Source organism: Micromonospora sp. NPDC050784 (assembly GCF_044456765.1).
GTDB lineage: Bacteria > Actinomycetota > Actinomycetes > Mycobacteriales > Micromonosporaceae > Micromonospora > Micromonospora foliorum.
Window position 1 is genome coordinate 191,027 of the sequence record NZ_JBITGG010000002.1, and the last position, 16,236, is coordinate 207,262.

9 protein-coding genes are annotated in these 16,236 nt (G+C 68.5%); 3 read left to right on the forward strand and 6 right to left on the reverse strand.

The annotated features are described in order from the left end of the window. Positions 1-6: 6 nt before the first annotated feature. The 3 genes from ACIBD9_RS03330 to ACIBD9_RS03340 form a co-directional block, all read right to left on the reverse strand. Complete coding sequence (locus ACIBD9_RS03330; protein ID WP_396714094.1) at positions 7-1,017, reverse strand: CU044_5270 family protein; 1,011 nt, start codon at positions 1,015-1,017, stop codon at positions 7-9. Next, positions 1,017-1,571: an RNA polymerase sigma factor gene (locus ACIBD9_RS03335; RefSeq protein ID WP_396714096.1), complete on the reverse strand. Its 555-nt coding sequence runs from the start codon at positions 1,569-1,571 to the stop codon at positions 1,017-1,019. Before ACIBD9_RS03335 ends, ACIBD9_RS03330 begins: the two co-directional genes overlap by 1 nt. A gap of 111 nt (positions 1,572-1,682) precedes the next feature. Beyond that, the gene (locus tag ACIBD9_RS03340) at positions 1,683-2,873 is read right to left on the reverse strand and encodes a serine hydrolase domain-containing protein (RefSeq protein WP_396714098.1); all 1,191 of its coding nucleotides are present in this window, start codon (positions 2,871-2,873) and stop codon (positions 1,683-1,685) included. Between the two features lie 438 nt (positions 2,874-3,311). Between ACIBD9_RS03340 and ACIBD9_RS03345 the strand changes: the two genes are divergently transcribed. After that, a complete protein-coding gene (locus ACIBD9_RS03345; RefSeq protein ID WP_030486293.1) occupies positions 3,312-4,115 on the forward strand; it encodes an HAD family phosphatase in 804 nt (267 codons plus the stop codon). A 168-nt stretch (positions 4,116-4,283) separates the two neighbouring features. Here ACIBD9_RS03345 and ACIBD9_RS03350 read toward each other — a convergent pair whose 3' ends face one another. After that, positions 4,284-5,030, reverse strand: coding sequence for an oxidoreductase (locus ACIBD9_RS03350; RefSeq protein ID WP_396714100.1), 747 nt, complete (start codon positions 5,028-5,030; stop codon positions 4,284-4,286). A 375-nt stretch (positions 5,031-5,405) separates the two neighbouring features. On the opposite strand from ACIBD9_RS03350, the gene acs reads away from it, so the two are divergent. After that, positions 5,406-7,370: an acetate--CoA ligase gene (gene acs, locus ACIBD9_RS03355; RefSeq protein ID WP_396714102.1), complete on the forward strand. Its 1,965-nt coding sequence runs from the start codon at positions 5,406-5,408 to the stop codon at positions 7,368-7,370. A gap of 267 nt (positions 7,371-7,637) precedes the next feature. Then, entirely contained in the window at positions 7,638-10,433 is a 2,796-nt protein-coding gene (locus tag ACIBD9_RS03360) for an immune inhibitor A domain-containing protein (RefSeq protein ID WP_396714104.1), read from the forward strand. A 237-nt stretch (positions 10,434-10,670) separates the two neighbouring features. Here the strand turns inward: ACIBD9_RS03360 and ACIBD9_RS03365 are convergent, their stop codons facing one another. Together ACIBD9_RS03365 and ACIBD9_RS03370 are read right to left on the reverse strand one after the other, a co-directional pair. After that, positions 10,671-11,111, reverse strand: coding sequence for a FixH family protein (locus ACIBD9_RS03365; protein ID WP_396714106.1), 441 nt, complete (start codon positions 11,109-11,111; stop codon positions 10,671-10,673). A 224-nt stretch (positions 11,112-11,335) separates the two neighbouring features. Beyond that, complete coding sequence (locus tag ACIBD9_RS03370) at positions 11,336-15,928, reverse strand: hypothetical protein (protein ID WP_396714108.1); 4,593 nt, start codon at positions 15,926-15,928, stop codon at positions 11,336-11,338. Between the last annotated feature and the right edge of the window lie 308 nt (positions 15,929-16,236).

Here is a 16,236-nt window from a genome sequence, read left to right on the forward strand (position 1 = left end):
CGGCGGTCAGCCGACCCGGTTGGTCCAGGCGGTATCGAGGATCACCTTGTACGAGCTGATCCGCACGGGCGACAGCGTCAACAGCTCATAAGCGAGCAATTCGCCCGTCTTCGGATCGAAGATCAGAAGTGATTGCTGGTCGTGCTCGCGGTCGTCGAAGGTGATGGCCACTCCGTGCCGGCCGGCGCGGTCGGTGACCTGCCCCCGCCAGCGGAAGCCGGGCACATCGGCGAGGACCCGCAGGATCGCCGCTCGGGTCGCACGCGGTACGACGTACCGCCCGTAGACCGTGCTGACCTCCTTACTAGCCGCCCCCGCGCCGTACTCGACCTTCAGCAGCTCCCGCAGCTCGGACGGGACGGCCGACGGCGGCCTGAGCTCCCGGGGCGATAGCGGAAGGACACCCGGTGCGGGGGTCCCGGTGGCTGCTGGCTGCCCAAGGCTTTCGCGCTGCCAGTAGTCCCGAGACTCCTGGTCGGGGTACTGCGGCTCCAGTTGAGAGCTGGCCTGGTTGCCGGTCCCGTCGGCGGCCTGCCAGATCTTCGTCTCGCTGGCGAAGGCCACGTGGTGGCGGCCGTCGGCGGACGTCATCACCGGATCGCCCCACAGCTTCGAGTGGTGATACATGTAGCGCCCGCTCTGGTGGTCGTACGCCGCGTCTTTGATCTTGTCGGCCAGCATGCGCAACTGCGGGCCGGCGGCCGGCGGATCCGCGTCGAACTGGTACGCGACCGGCACGAGTACCAACCCCGCTGCCGCCGCCGGTTCGCCCGGAGTCTCCGGTGCGACCCCGCCGAACGGCTGGAGCACCGCCACGGCGCCGGCCGCGACCGCCAGCGTGCCGGCCGCCAGGACCAGCCGGCGGGTCGGGCGTACGCGACGACGCCCGGCCACCGTCTCGGTAGCGTCGGCGCGGTCGATCAGCTCGCGCGCCGAGACCAGCGGTGGCCCGACGGCGGCGTTCCGGGCCGGGTCGGCCGGGCCGAGAAGAGTACGGGTTCGCTCTGCTCCGAACATCACAGATCCTCTCGAATGGTGACCAAAACCGGGCTGCGCCGGGCCTGCGCGGGCCGGTCCGACATCGCTTCGGCAAGACGGCGGCGGGCGCGATGCAGGCGCACCGCGGCGGTCGCCCCGGTGCAACCGAGAACCTTTGCCGCCTCGGACACCGTCAGCTCCTCCCAGCCGACCAGCCGGAGGATTTCCTGGTCGAGGTCGTTGAGGTTGGCCAGAGCGGTCCAGATGTCGGCGACCCCGACGCTCGTGTCGGCACCCGACGATCCGGCCAGTCGCTCGAGGTCGACATCGGTGATCGAGAGGAGGTCCGGTGCGCTGCGTCGCGACCGCCACTGGTTCGCCAGAAGGCGCCGGGCCACCCCGTACAGCCAGGGCAGGCTGCGTTCCGGCACCTCCACCCGGCGACGCCAGGCGACGACGAAGACCTCCTGGGCAAGCTCCGCGGACGCATCCCGGTCAGCGAGCCGGCGAAGGCCGTATCGGACTATGTGCTCGTATTCGGCGGCGTAAAGGCTGGTGAACCAGCGCTCGTCCCGCTTCTTCGGTGGACCCACCCGAACCCCCATTGCCTCGGCGACTCTCACCCTGGCTTGTGTCGCTGAGGGCCCCGGGGATTACCGCGCGGTCGAGGGCGGGTGCCGCCCACCGGGGTACGAACGCCGCGGTCAGTCGTCGATCGCCTGGTAGACGGTGGTCCAGAAGTCGTGCCACATCGGCAACCGCTGGTCGCCCGCGTGCGCCCGCTGCATGAACACGATCGTCGTCAGGTCCTCGGCGGGGTCGTTGTACCAGGCGGTGCCATAGAAGCCTGGCCATCCGTAGCTGCCGACCGAGGGCCCGAGGTGGGTGCGGCGGGTCCGGACCGACATTCCGAAGCCCCAACCGATGGCGTCGAAGTATCCGGGCCAGAACCCGGAGATGGCCTTCTGGTTCGGGGTCAGGTGGTCGCTCGTCATCAGTGTGACCGCGGGCCGCGACAGCACCCGCTCGCCACGGTGGGCGCCGCCGGCAAGCAGAGCCGAGGCGAAGGCGAGGTAGTCCTGGGCGGTCGAGACGAGCCCGCCGCCACCGGACTCGAACATCCGCGGTCGGCTGAACCGCCCGTCGGGAGCGTCCTCGACGACCAGCTCGCCGGTGGTGGCGTTGTCCTGCTCGTACGCCGTCGCGAACCGGCCGATGCTCGCGCTACCCACGCTGAAGGCGGTGTCGGCCATTCCCAGCGGCTTGCAGACCCGCTCGGCCACGGCATCCCCGAAGGACATGCCGGTGGCCCGGGCGATGAGCACACCGGTCACGTTGGCGGCGGTGTCGTACATCCAGCGCTCACCTGGCTGGTGGACGAGCGGAAGGTCACCGAGCTGGCGGATCCACTCGTCCGGCGACGGATATTCGAGTGCGTTCAGCGCGTCGGCGATCGGGACCGTTCCCGGCTCGGCGGGGACCATACCGGTGCCAAGGGTGCCGTCCAGGACGTCCCGCAGCGTTATCGGGCGGTTCGCCGGGACGGTGTCGTCCAGTGGACCGTGGGGATCGGCGAGCACGGTCATGTCCGCCAGCTCTGGAAGGAGATCGTCGACCGGGTCGTCGAGGCGGAGCGTGCAGTCCTCGACGAGGGTCATCGCACACGCGGCGACGATCGGCTTCGTCATCGAGCCCAGGCGACAGATCGTGTCGACCGCCATCGGCGTCCGCGACCCGGGGCCCTCGAACGCGAGCTGACCCGTTGCCTCGATGTGCACCTCGCCGTGCCGGGCGAGGACGGCCACCATGCCTGGGACGAAGCCGGATTGGACGTGGTGCTCAAGGAGACCCCGCAGCCGAGCCAGCCGTTTCGTCGAGAAGCCACCAGCAGCCACCTGCTTCCTCCTCAGCTCGTCCCGTTCGGCAAATTACACGCCAAGCGGCGATCGCATGGTGCACGACGAGGTGGGGAGGAGACCTGTCCGAGCGGTGGAGCGTTTCCAGCAGAAAGGGACGACCCCCGTCGGGGGGAGACGGGGGTCGTCGGAGGTTCGGCTCCGGGGGGGTCGAGCCGAACCACTCAGCGGTCACGGGGGGTGCAACCGCTGAGGGTCTGCCTGTTTCGAGGATGTGAAAGCTCGTCGTACGGACAAGTCTGCCTGAGCGGGCCCGTCACGTCGAGTGGTGCCGACTCCACTCACTGCGAAAATCTCCTCGCAGAGTGTGAGCGTGATCACGCGGAGCGGAGATGATGCTGCCAGCCCGCAGGTCTGAGGGGTGGCATGACCCCGGGCACCCGCCGACGATAGACCATCCGGCTAGACTTTCGCGCCGTGGGCCGAAGTGCCGCTTTCTTCGATCTGGACAAGACCGTCATCGCCAAGTCGAGCGCCCTGGCGTTCGGTCGGCCGTTCTACCGGGATGGGCTGATCACCCGGCGTGACGTGGTCAAGTCGGCGTACGCGCAGCTGATGTTCCGGCTGGGCGGCACCGACGAGCAGACCATGGCCCGAACACGGGACTACCTGGCCGCGCTCTGCAAGGGCTGGCAGGTGGAGCAGGTCCGCCAGATCGTCGCGGAGACGCTGCACGAGCTGATCAACCCCTACGTGTACGCCGAGGCCGCCGCCCTGATCGAGGAGCACCAGGCGGCTGGGCGGGACGTGGTGCTGGTGTCGGCGTCCGGCGAGGAGATGGTCCGGCCGATCGGCGAACTGCTCGGGGTGACCGACGTGATCGCCACCCGGATGACGGTGCGGGACGGCCGGTACAGCGGCGAGGTCGAGTTCTACGCGGCCGGCCCGAGCAAGGTCGAGGCGGTCAGCGAGTTGGCCGCCGCCCGGGATTACGACTTGGCTGATTCGTACGCCTACTCCGACTCGTACAGCGATCGCCCTTTGCTGGAGTGCGTCGGCCACCCGAGTGTGGTCAACCCGGACCGGCAGCTCCGCAAGCTGGCCTCGGAGAACGCGTGGCCGGTGCTGGAGTTCCGGCACCCGATCCCGCTGGGCCGGCGCCTGCGGGAACGGCCGGCGGTCCCGGTGGCCGCGGCGGCCCTGGGGGTCGGGGTGGGCGTGGCCATCGGCATAGCCTGGTACGGCCGGCACCGCCGCACCCGAGCCGCCACCACCGCCTAACCCCCACCCCACCCCACCCCACCCCCGTCCCGTCCCGTCCACTCTCACGTCGATCTTGGACTTGTGGTGGGCGCCTTCGGCGCATTGGCACCTTTTGCGAGGCACCACAACCCCAAGATCGACGTCGGGGAGGACGGGCCGCACCGGGGCGGCGGGGCTGATCGCCGCTTAGGCGGCGGCGAGGATCTCGTCTCCGATGGCGGTGAGCTGGTCGGTGCCGACCTCGACGGCGGCCATGTAGTGGCGTAGCCAGGAGCGCAGCCCGTCCGGGGTGCCGGTGGCGAAGGCACCGGCCGCACCGACGTACTCGGGCTCCCGCTCGCGGTGCCCGACGTCGACGGCGAGCAGGCCACGCGGGTCGAGGCCGCTGGCGAGCAGCACCAGCCGGGCGGCCCCGCGGGCCACCACGCCGGACGGCCCGGCGAACGGGCGCAGGTTCAACAACTCCCCGTGTACGACGGCGGCGAGCACCAGCGGGGAGACCTCCGTGCCGCCGGCGACGAGGGCGGCCAGCCCGTCGAGTCGGGTGGCGACCACGGGGTCGGCGACCGGGCGGCCCAGCTCGGCCTCCGACACGACGTCGCGGGCGGCGAGCACGTGCAGCTTGGCGAGCGCCTGGCGGGGCGCCTTCGGCCACAGCTCACTCAGGCCCGGCAGCGCCCCGGCGACCCGCAGTGCCCCCTGGAGCACCGGGTCGGTGACGGTGCCGGCCCGGACCGCCTCGCGCTCGTGCCCGGCCCCCTCAAGGGCCGCGCTGGCCACCGCGCAGCGCAGGCTGACCTCGGCGGCGACCTGTCCACCGTGCCGGCGCAGCGCCCGGTGCCCGAGCGCCTGGTCGAACCGCTCGCGGGCCTGCTCGACGGCGGTGGCGATGTCGGCGAGCGCGAGCAGCGGGGCGAGCGGGTCGGTGGTCACCCCGCCACGCTAACGACCCGACCCGGCGCGGCGGGCCGCACCCGCCCGCAACGCGACCCGGACCACCCGCCGGACCCGGCGGGGCCGCAAGGCGATCGGGCCACCCGACCCGACCGACCCGGCACGGGCAAGGTCAACACGGGTTCGTTGAAGTCGGGGTGTCCGCCCGGCCTGGACACGGCGATTTCCAGAAACCTGCGTTGATCAAGGCGCCCCGCGCGGCGACCCCGGCGGGGACGGGCGGGGAACGGGCCGTCGGGCGCGCGGCGGAGGCCACTCGGCGCGACGCAGTGGGCAGCCGTGGCCGGTCGCAGGCCCCGCGACTACCCTCGTGCCATCGAGACGCAGGTCACCCCGAGGATGAGGAGTCACGGCATGAGCGAGGCATTGGCCAATCTGCTGAACGAGACGCGCCAGTTCCCCCCGCCGGCCGAACTCGCCGCGCACGCCAACGTCACCGTCGACGCGTACGCCGAGGCTGAGGCCGACCGGCTGGCCTTCTGGGCGAAGCAGGCCGATCGGCTGGCCTGGTCGAAGAAGTGGGATGAGGTGCTCGACTGGTCGAACCCGCCGTTCGCGAAGTGGTTCGTGGGCGGACAGCTCAACGTGGCGTACAACTGCCTGGACCGGCACGTCGAGGCGGGCCGGGGCGACAAGGTGGCGATCCACTGGGAGGGCGAGCCGGGCGACACCCGCACCATCACGTACGCCGACCTGCACGAGCTGACCTGTCGCGCGGCGAACGCGCTCACCGACCTGGGGGTGACCGCCGGCGACCGGGTGGCGATCTACCTGCCGATGATCCCGGAGGCGGCGGTGGCGATGTTGGCCTGCGCCCGGATCGGCGCCGCGCACAGCGTGGTCTTCGGTGGCTTCTCCGCGGACTCGTTGAGCAACCGGATCCAGGACGCCAGCGCCAAGGTGGTGATCACCGCTGATGGTGGTTACCGGCGGGGCAAGCCGTCGGCGTTGAAGCCCACTGTGGACGAGGCGGTGGCGAACTCCCCGTCGGTGGAGCACGTGCTCGTGGTCCGCCGCACCGGCGAGGACGTGGCGTGGTCGGAGAAGGACCACTGGTGGCACGAGACGGTGGAGACCGCGTCGGCCGAGCACACCGCGCAGCCGTTCGACGCAGAGCACCCGCTGTTCATCCTCTACACCAGCGGCACCACGGCCCGCCCGAAGGGCATCCTGCACACCACCGGCGGCTACCTCACCCAGGCGTCGTACACGACGCACGCGGTGTTCGACCTGAAGCCGGAGACGGACGTCTACTGGTGCACGGCCGACATCGGCTGGGTCACCGGCCACTCCTACATCGTGTACGGCCCACTCTCCAACGGCGCCACCCAGGTGATGTACGAGGGCACCCCGGACACGCCGCACAAGGGCCGGTTCTGGGAGATCATCCACAGGTACGGGGTGAGCATCCTGTACACCGCGCCCACCCTGATCCGGACGATGATGAAGTGGGGCGACGACATCCCGGCCGGCTTCGACCTGTCCTCGCTGCGCCTGCTGGGCAGCGTCGGCGAGCCGATCAACCCGGAGGCCTGGATGTGGTACCGGGAGCACATCGGCCGGGGCGAGCTGCCGGTGGTGGACACCTGGTGGCAGACCGAGACGGGCGCCATCATGATCTCGCCGTTGCCGGGGGTGACCGCGGCCAAGCCGGGTTCGGCGATGACGCCGCTGCCCGGCATCGTGGCCGACGTGGTGGACGACCAGGGCCAGTCGGTGCCGAACGGTGGGGGCGGCTACCTGGTGCTGCGCGAGCCGTGGCCGTCGATGCTGCGCACCATCTGGGGTGACGACGACCGGTTCATCGAGACGTACTGGTCACGTTTCCAGGGCATGTACTTCGCGGGCGACGGTGCGAAGAAGGACGACGACGGGCACATCTGGCTGCTCGGCCGGGTGGACGACGTGATGTTGGTGTCCGGGCACAACATCTCGACGACCGAGGTGGAGTCGGCGTTGGTGTCGCACCCGTCGGTGGCCGAGGCGGCGGTCGTCGGCGCGACCGACCCGACCACCGGTCAGGCGATCGTCGCGTTCGCCATTCCCCGGGGCAGCACGGACATCGTCGGTGACGCGGGCGAGCAGCTCATCGCCGACCTGCGCAACCACGTGTCGAAGACGCTCGGCCCGATCGCCAAGCCGCGGCAGATCATGCTGGTGCCGGAGCTGCCGAAGACCCGCTCCGGCAAGATCATGCGCCGGCTGCTGCGGGACGTGGCGGAGAACCGGTCGCTGGGCGACGTGACCACGTTGCAGGACTCCTCGGTGATGGACCTGATCTCCTCGGGGATGAGCGGCACGAAGTCCGACGAGGACTGACGGTAGGCGTACCAATTGGAGGGTGGCGGTCCGTGCGGACCGCCACCCTCCGTCACGTCTTACGGGTACGGTTCGCGCCGCCTCGCCACTGTCACATCGGTCGGTCGGGGGAGTCGGGAGAAGCTGAACGGGCACAGGCGTAGATCACCTCTGTCCTTTCGGCCGGTTGTGCTTTAGGTTCACGCAGGTTGGAAGAGTTCGACACACATCGCTTCGATGGTCGGCCACGCCAACGTCCTCCTCCCCATGCCCGAGAAACGGAGCGGCATGAACCACAAACCGCAGTCCAGGGCGCGGCGACGACTACTCGTCGCGCTGCCCGCCATCGCCCTCGCCGCCACGTCACTGACCGTGAGTGGCAGCGCGGCTGCCCAGTCGCCGTCCGGCACCCCTCTGGCGGTGATCGGGGCCGACGAGCACTACATCAACTACGCCGAGCCCGAGGTGCAGCCGGACACCACCGGCCGTGAGGTGAAGGGCAAGGGTGGCATCTACACCCCCGCCGCGGAGTCCGCGCGTGCGTTCGACCAGAAGCACGCCCGGGGCAACCCGGTGACCGCACGGCAGCTGGCCAAGGACGAGGCCAAGTCGCTGCGGACGGGTCAGAACCCCCGCAAGTTCAAGAAGGCACCGACCACCCAGACGGCGAAGCTGCTGACGCTGCTGGTCGAGTTCAACGACAAGGCCAACGACGACTTCACCGGCGTGATGGTCCCGAAGACGGTGTTCGAGGACCGCACCTGCGTCCCCGGCACCGTCCAGAACGGCCCGAAGCACAACAAGATCCCGGACCCGGCGCGCCTGCCCCACGAGGACAACAACTCGATGTGGGTGCCGGACTTCTCGCCGCAGCACTACAACAAGATGCTCTACAGCAAGAAGGGCATCACCGAGCGGGTCCGCACGGACTTGAAGGGCCCGGACGGCAAGAAGGGCATCGACCTGTCCGGTCGCACCATGCACAACATGTACCTGGAGATGTCCAAGAACGCGTACACGGTTGACGGGCAGGCCAGCCCGTGGATCACCGTGCCGCACTCGGAGGGCTGGTACGCGGCCAACCGCTGCTTCCAGGACGAGACCGGCGCGTGGGTTCCCGGCCGTGAGCAGTCGATGAACGGTCACCCGGACAACCCGGCCGGCGCGGGCCGCCTGGCGACCGACGCGATCGACGCGCTCGTCGCCAAGGACCCGAACTTCCCGTGGGCCGACTACGACATCGAGGACCAGGCCGACCGCGACGGTGACGGCAACGTCTTCGAGCCGGACGGCGTGATCGACCACCTCGTGCTGGTGCACGCCGGCCAGGGCAAGTCCCGTGGTGGCGGCGCCGAGGGCGTGTACGCCGTGTGGGCGCACTCCTCCACGGTCGCCGGTGGCTACACCATCCCGGGCACCAACCTGAAGGCGTCGAACTACATCGTGCAGCCGGAGGACGCCGGTGTCGGCGTCTTCGCCCACGAGTTCGGCCACGACCTGGGCCTGCCGGACCTGTACGACACGTCCGGCAACGCCGACTCGGACGTGGACTTCTGGGACCTGATGGCCTCGGGCTCGCACTCGGGTGAGATCTTCCAGGCGCTGCCGACGCACATGGGCATCTGGGACAAGTGGGTGCTCGGTTGGGCCGACCCGCTGACCATCCGCCCGGGGTCGAACCCGCGCGAGGTGAAGCTCGGCCAGACGTCGCGGACCCCGATCGACTCCGAGGACGGCATCAAGGTCGACCTGCCGGACAAGGTCACGACGCTGGCCACCCCGCACAGCGGCACCAAGATGTGGCACAGCAACAACGACCAGGAGTGGGCCGACGTCAAGCTGAGCCGCTCGGTCGACGTGCCGGCGGCGGCCGACTCGAAGTTCTGGATGTGGAACAACTACATCATCGAGGAGGACTGGGACTACGGCTTCGTCGAGCTCTCGACCGACGGCGGTACGACCTGGACCGAGCAGAAGGTGTACGACGAGGGTGGCACGGTCGTCACCACGCCGGACGGCTACCCGGACCCGAACGGCCGGATGAACGACTTCGGCGGCAAGAAGTACGGCCTGACCGGCAGCACCGACGGCTGGCGGCACGACTACGTCGACCTGTCGGCGTACGCCGGTACGACCGTGCAGGTGCGGCTGCGTCTCGCCACCGACGAGGCGTTCGAGGAGCGCAACTGGTTCGTCGACGACTTCTCGGTCACCGGCGGCGGCGCCACCACCTGGAGTGACGACGTCGAGGGCGGCGCCAACGGCTGGACGGCCACCGGCGGCACCTTCGTCGACACCACCGGTGAGGGCTGGACGATCTCCAGCGGCACCGAGGTGCACGCCCAGTACTACCTGGCGGAGTGGCGCAACTTCGACGGCTTCGACAAGGGCCTGAAGTACGCCTACGACACCATCTACTCGCACGACGCGTGGAAGGTCGACCGGATCTCCTACAACGCGCCGGGCATGCTGGTCTGGTACCGGGACACCGCGCTCGGCGACGTCAACCACGTCACCGGGCAGATGACCGCGCTGCCCAGCTACGGTGCGAAGGGCGGCCTGCTCATCGTCGACTCGCACTTCGACCCGTTGCGGCGTACGGGCGAGGCGGCCGTGAAGGACCCGTCGGTGACGGACAACCTGCCCAGCCGGCCGCAGTCGTCGAACGCGGCCTTCACGCTGCAGCGGACGTACCCGTTCACCGAGTGCCTGGAGGCGGCGGACGAGCCGTACAGCGCGTACTGCACGAAGTTCAAGGGTCAGGCGCCGGTGAAGGCGTTCACCGACGCCAAGGGCTGGTACCCGGGCATCGAGATGCGCGATGGCGCTGCCTACGCCCGGGACAACGACGCGTCGGTGGTCCTGCCGTCGCGCAACAACGCGCCGTACACCACCCGGGTCACCCACCCGGACGGCAGCCCCGCGCCGGAGTTCTACGGCGTGACCCTGGGCGGTGGCGCGATCGTGCTGGGCACCGGCAACCCCGGCGACCAGGGCGTGAACTACGGCGTCTCGCTGACGATCAAGAAGGCGGCCGGGGACAACTCGTCCGCCATGATCTACGTGACGCCGGCGAAGAAGTAACGGTTTCGCGGCTCGACAACTAACGGTGGGGCCGGTGGCGGAGACGCCTCCGGCCCCACTGTCGTAAGCCCGACCACATTGATCGAAGATAGTCGTTGCAGTGATACCCGTTCGAATTTGCGCTGGCCAGCGTGGCTGTCAAAGCGCCAGCTTCTGATGGTGAAAGGGAGCCCCCCACAAACTGGGGACAACGATGGGCAGGCCCATCCGGGCCCGCCCATCGCCTTGCCACCACTACTACTTCTTCTGCTCCACGGTGCCAACGTTCAACCGCTGGTTCGCGGTGGACGCCATCGGCTGCTTCACCTCGACGATGACGTTGTATTCGCCCGCCATGGGCACGTTGGTGAGGGCCTGGTACACGCCCGGCTGCCCGGACATCTCAGCCATCACGATCGGACTCGACTTGTGCGCCATCGGCATTGCCACCATGTCGGTGTATGCCACGACCTGACCCTTGGTGATCGGGTCATAGCTGGTCGGCGAGCTGACCTTCGCCTCGATCCGCACCTGGAGGTTTCCCAGGTGCTCACTGTCAATCGAGATCGCTGCCCGCGGCTGCTGCTCGTTGCCCTGGCCGTGCCGTTCGGCTGGGGCAGTCTCTGCAGCGGCTGGTACGACGACCCGAGGCCGGGTGGCCAGGAAGCCGACCACCCCGACCAGCAGCGCGGCCGTCATCCCGATGCAGATCCCCAGAAGCATGCCCTGCCGGAACCGGTTCGGCCCCCGTTTGCGAGGCCCCCGGCCGGGCCGGACCGGTCTTCCGGCTCGGACCGGCCTACCGGCAGAGGCCGGCCGGCCCAGCATCTCGTCGGAGAGCCGCAACCTCTCCCTGAGCGCGGTCACGTCCGCCGCCCCGCTTGCACCCACTTGTTACCTTGCATGATCGCGCCTCCTCTCACCTACGCCGGACCGCTGCCGGCAATCGGCCGGTCCGGGAGCGCGATCAGGCCGGTCCGGCCCGTCCCATACACCCGGAAGATGCCCCACTGGCCGCCCGTCAGGTGCCGGGCCAGCGTGCCGGAGCGATACAGGTAGTCACCCGCAGCGCCCCGTCGGCCGCCGGCACCGCCATTGGCCGCGGGGTCCAGCACGATCTGATACGACACACCCGGGTTGAACTGCCCCTGGCTCGCCGCGAGCTGCGAGTCAGGGTCGTTGGGCCCACGCCGCCAGATGTGGTCATGCAGGGCGAAGCTTGTCGAGCGCGGGTCACCGACGGCCTGGCCGACGTGGAACACCGTCTTGTCCCCCCCGTACGCCTGGAACATTGGGGTCGACGGATTTCCGTGCACGTACGAGCTGAAGATGTTCGTGATGTTCTGGTCGTTGGCGTACCGGTGCGCGAAGGGCTCGTTGCTGTAGTTGATGGAGAACTCGCCCTGGTCCTCGGCGTCATCGGCCACATCGCTCGGCGTCAGGCTCAGGTCGAAGTTGTCCGGCACCGGCTGGTCGTCGGCGACGTTGCCGTTGGTGTCCTTGCGGAACAGCGCCAGGTCGCTGTTCATCAGCACGATGTTTTCCCGGTGGTCGGCGCCGTTCGGGTTGGAGACCACCGCGCTGACACCGCTGGCCAGCGGTGCGCCCGTGGTCGGGTTGAGGTACGTGCTGCCGCGCGGCTCGATGATCAGTGCCCCGTACAGGCCGTGCGAGGCGTGGTGCATCGGATCTGCCATGTCACGCAGCATCGCCATGCCGGGGACCGGAGCGGACCACCGGTAGGTGACCTGCTCCCCCGGGCCTGCCGTGCGGTCGTAACCGTGGGTCGCGCCGACGTTCACGCCCGCGGAGTAGCTCCAGTGGTCGGTCAGCTGGGGTCGCATGGACACCCGGTTGCTCACCGGCAGCGGCAGGAAGCCAGGCACGTTGACCTCGTCCTTCGGCGGCTGGTCAAGGCAACCCGGGTAGCTCAGGACGCTGGTGCGGTAGCCCAACTGCCCCGGTTCCACGCCCTCGAAGCAGCTCGGCACCATCTTGGCCGGATCAAGCCTGTTCTTGAGGGTGACCTCCACGCAGTCACCGGCGTTGGCCCGGATGACCAGCGGCTCGTTCTTGACGGTGCCGTTCGTCCAGTCGGATTCCAGCGCGTACTGGAGACCGTTCGGGTCGTGGTCACCAGCCTTGTTGTAGGTGATGTCCCGGTTGATCGCGACCACACTGAACGCCTTCACCGGTGCTTCGGTGGTACATGGTGTGCCGGGAGGCGGAGCGCCGACCGCCGGCTTCTCGCCGATGCAGTCCAGCGCGCTGGCGGTGTTGTCCGGCAATGGATACAGCAGCGATTTCGGCGGCGGAGGAGGGTTGTCCGGGTCGCCGCCCGGGGACGATCCCCAGTACTGGCACCGCATGACCCGTAGATATCCCCAGGCGCCGAGGAACATGTCGTCCGAACCGCCCAGGAAGTAGAGCTCGTCCCGGTCCACCGGTCCGCCACCCTTGCGGCCCTCGGTCTGCGGTTTCACGAGCATGTCGAAGTATTCGAGGATGCCGATGTGCTGCGCGGAGACGACGTTGGAGTTCACATCGTTGGCTTCCTGTTTCCACCTGCCCTCCATGTTGAAGCCGTGGGACTCCTCCTGGGAAAGCTGGAACAGCCGCCACTTGATCCGGTCACCCTTGAACGCCATTGGCATGGGTGTGTATGGGTTCCCGGAGAACTCATCTGGCGCCGCGAACACCTGTGACGGGTCCTTGTCTCGGCGCGCCTCGAACGGCTCCAACCTGTAGTTGATGCCCATCACGCCCTGGTCGTCGAGGCTCGAAGGGAACGGTGCCGGTTGGATCGGCACCCCGTACGGAGTGACGAACTGGTCGTCGTTGGTGGTGCTCGGATCCGGATCCTTGAACATCGGCACGTGATCCTCGATGAAGAGGGACACGTTGCGGTAGTCGTACCCGTCAGTCTCCTTGCCGTTGTAGTCAGTGGTGCTGTCGCAGACCACCGAGACCATGGTGCCGACGGCGACCGCCTGGTTCGTTGTCGGGCTGCGGAAGGTGCATCCGGCGTCATGGATGGTGCCACCGCCGAAGAGCCCCGCGTCCTGGTGGACGTTGGCGAAGAAGTGGTCGTGGAACGAGTTCGTGGATGTGTTCTCGTGCACGAAGTCGCGGTAGGTGATGGTCTGGCCGACACCGCTGGCCGCACCGTCGGCGCCCTGGTCGTAGTTCCAGCCGTTGGCGGCGCCGTCGGAGGAGAGCACATCGAACTGGACCATGTGCTGGTGCAGGCCGACCTCGTTGGTGGTCTGGAGCCGGTCGAAGACGGTGCCGCCGTACGTCATGGGTAGTCGGTTGGTCAGGTTGTAGACCACGCAGTCACCCACGTTGAGCAGAGGTGAGAAGGGCTGCGGTGGCTGGCCGGCCAGCACCGCGTCCCGTTCCGAGTCGAGCACGTAGACGCGTGACTGCGGATTTCGCCACTTGGCTGTCGGGTTGTACACCTTGTTCAGTTGGATGGCAGAGATGTCGAAGGTCTTCGTCGGCCTGCCGGCCGGGCAGGGGTTCTGGAAGAAGCCGCCCGGCACCTGCGCCCCGGGGTCGGCCGCGGCCTTCTCCTTGACGGTGGGCGGGAAGACACCGGACGTCGCACGCTCCGACACTCCGAGCGGCGGCTTCGGCGCCTTGTACCCGAAGACACCGGGTACGAAGTGCGGGAAGCCGGTCTTGTCCGCGTCCGGCGACGGAGGCGGGTTGATCCCGGTGACCGAGGTCTGGTAATCGAAATCGGCCAGTGGCTGCAGCCGCGGGATCGGCGTGCCGTCCGGGTTCTTCCGGGTGCCGTCCTCGAGCTTGTCGAGGGTACGGTTCAACCCCCACATGCCCGTGGCAAAGTGCGGATAGAGGTGGCAGTGGAAGATGATGTCGCCGAAGGTGGCCTGCTTTGTCTTGTGCGACGAACCCGCACCGCCCTGCACCACCAGGTCGTAACTGGTGCCCGGGGACACCGACTGAACGTCGAGGATGTTGGTCTTGGCGGTGACGTGGTTGGGGCTGCTGATCGAGTCCAGCCCACCCTCGTTCTGAGGGTCGTACGCCCACCGGTTCACGTGCCAGTGGAAGGTGTGCGTCTCGAACTCGGCCGGGTGCAGCAGCCGCACCTGGGTCGGCTCGCCCCGGTAGTTCGGAAAGACCAGGTCGCCGCCGCCCGGGTCGCCGTAGATCCACGACGACAACGAGGTTTCCTCACCGACGCACTCGTTCGCCTTGTAGCCCTGCCCGGCCACCGTTGCCGCAGGGCAGCCGATCTCCTCGCGGTTGTAGGTCGGCTCGGCGCGGTAGTTGAAGGCGAACCACTCAAGCTTGACCGGCACTTCCTCGTGGTACTGCACAATCGCGTCGGCGTCGCCGCCGCCGAGACCCGGAAGGGTGTTCTTGGTCATGACCGCCGTCTGGGCCGCGGTCGGGGTCACGCACTCCGAGCCAGTCTTGTCCTCCGAGGCACCTCTGCAGTAGCGGGTCAGGATGCCCGGTTCGGCCTCCACCTCGTCGTGCATGAAGAGCACGTGCTCGCGGAAGTCCTTGTTGTTCGGGCGCTTGATGATCGCCCGAGTGCCCGACGCCAGCGCCCCACCCGTACGAGAGTCAACCCAGGTGGCATCGCTGGCCTCCACCACGATGGCACCGAACGCCCCGAAGGCGTGTGAGCCGATGAACTTCACTTTGCCGGTGGAATCCTCGGGCCGGGTCTGCCGGGAGGTGAAGTCGCCGCCGTCCTTGAACTGGTACTCACCCTCGGCCTGCGCGTGCAACAGGTAGGTGATCTTTCCCCCCGGGGCCGCGGTGGAGTCCGGGTTGTCGCCCACCACGGTCCCGTCCCCGGTCTTGACGTCGTAGTCCAGACCGTCGAAGTGCATGGAGGCGTTCGGCGCCTTGGTCGGATCGAAGTCGATCCTGGGCGCGGAGAGCGCCGGCGCGAACTCCCGAGCGCCCAACGTGCTCGAACCGGCAGCCTTCTTGATCTCCCCCGGCAGGGTGTAGATCGCCGAGTCCCGGACCGTACGGTCCAGCGTGGGCGCGGCCTCGTTCAGCCGGTTGGTGAAATTGACCGTGACGCAGTCGCCCTTGTTGACCCGCAGCGTGAGCGGCTCGATCAAATCGTCGAGGTTCGCCTTGGACGGGTCGGCGGCGCTTTTGAAGTTGGCCCGCACCGTGGCGATGTTCGAGTCAAGGATGTACATCCTGCCCTCGGGGACGACGTCCCCGAACCGGTTGAGGAAGATCGGCAGGTTGATCAGCGAGACGTTGAACGCCTTCGCCGGCGCCCCGGTAACACACGGGTTGACCGGAGCACCCGCCTTCGGCGGGAGTGTGCCAGCGGCGGTGGCCTGGCTGACCATCCACATGGCCCCGCCGGCGAGGGCGATCCACAGGCCCGCGCCCACGGTGAGGGCGAGTCGGACCGGCCAGGTGGACTTGCGGCGTACGCCTACCAGGACGAAGGCGGCGATCGCCAGGATCAGTAGTAGGGGTGTGACATCTGCGGGCGCTGCGGCCACTCGGCCTCCTAGAGATGGGTCACGGAGGCCCGTCCTGGACATGCCGCCCAGGACGATATGGAGTTGCGCGCGGCGAAGCCCCCGTGACTCGCTGCGATGATTGATTGATCCTCAACGATCAAAGCCTTGCCCGTCAACACCCCTGGTAGCTTTCGGTCAGGTCCCGACTACCACCAGTGCGTGCGCGCTCAGCCGTCCTGCACCCCGGCGTGCGGGTAATAGACGGCGGCTATCCGAGCTCGAAACCAAGCGATCAAGGGCGACGACGCCCGTGGATGGACAGACCGGTCCGCGGAGCAATGTGTCCG

Bases quoted from the DNA above. Each gene is read 5' to 3' on its own strand.
- ACIBD9_RS03330 (WP_396714094.1), bottom strand. From the start codon at position 1,017: ATGTTCGGAGCAGAGCGAACCCGTACTCTTCTCGGCCCGGCCGACCCG.
- acs (WP_396714102.1), top strand. From the start codon at position 5,406: ATGAGCGAGGCATTGGCCAATCTGCTGAACGAGACGCGCCAGTTCCCC.
- ACIBD9_RS03360 (WP_396714104.1), top strand. From the start codon at position 7,638: ATGAACCACAAACCGCAGTCCAGGGCGCGGCGACGACTACTCGTCGCG.
- ACIBD9_RS03365 (WP_396714106.1), bottom strand. From the start codon at position 11,111: ATGACGGCCGCGCTGCTGGTCGGGGTGGTCGGCTTCCTGGCCACCCGG.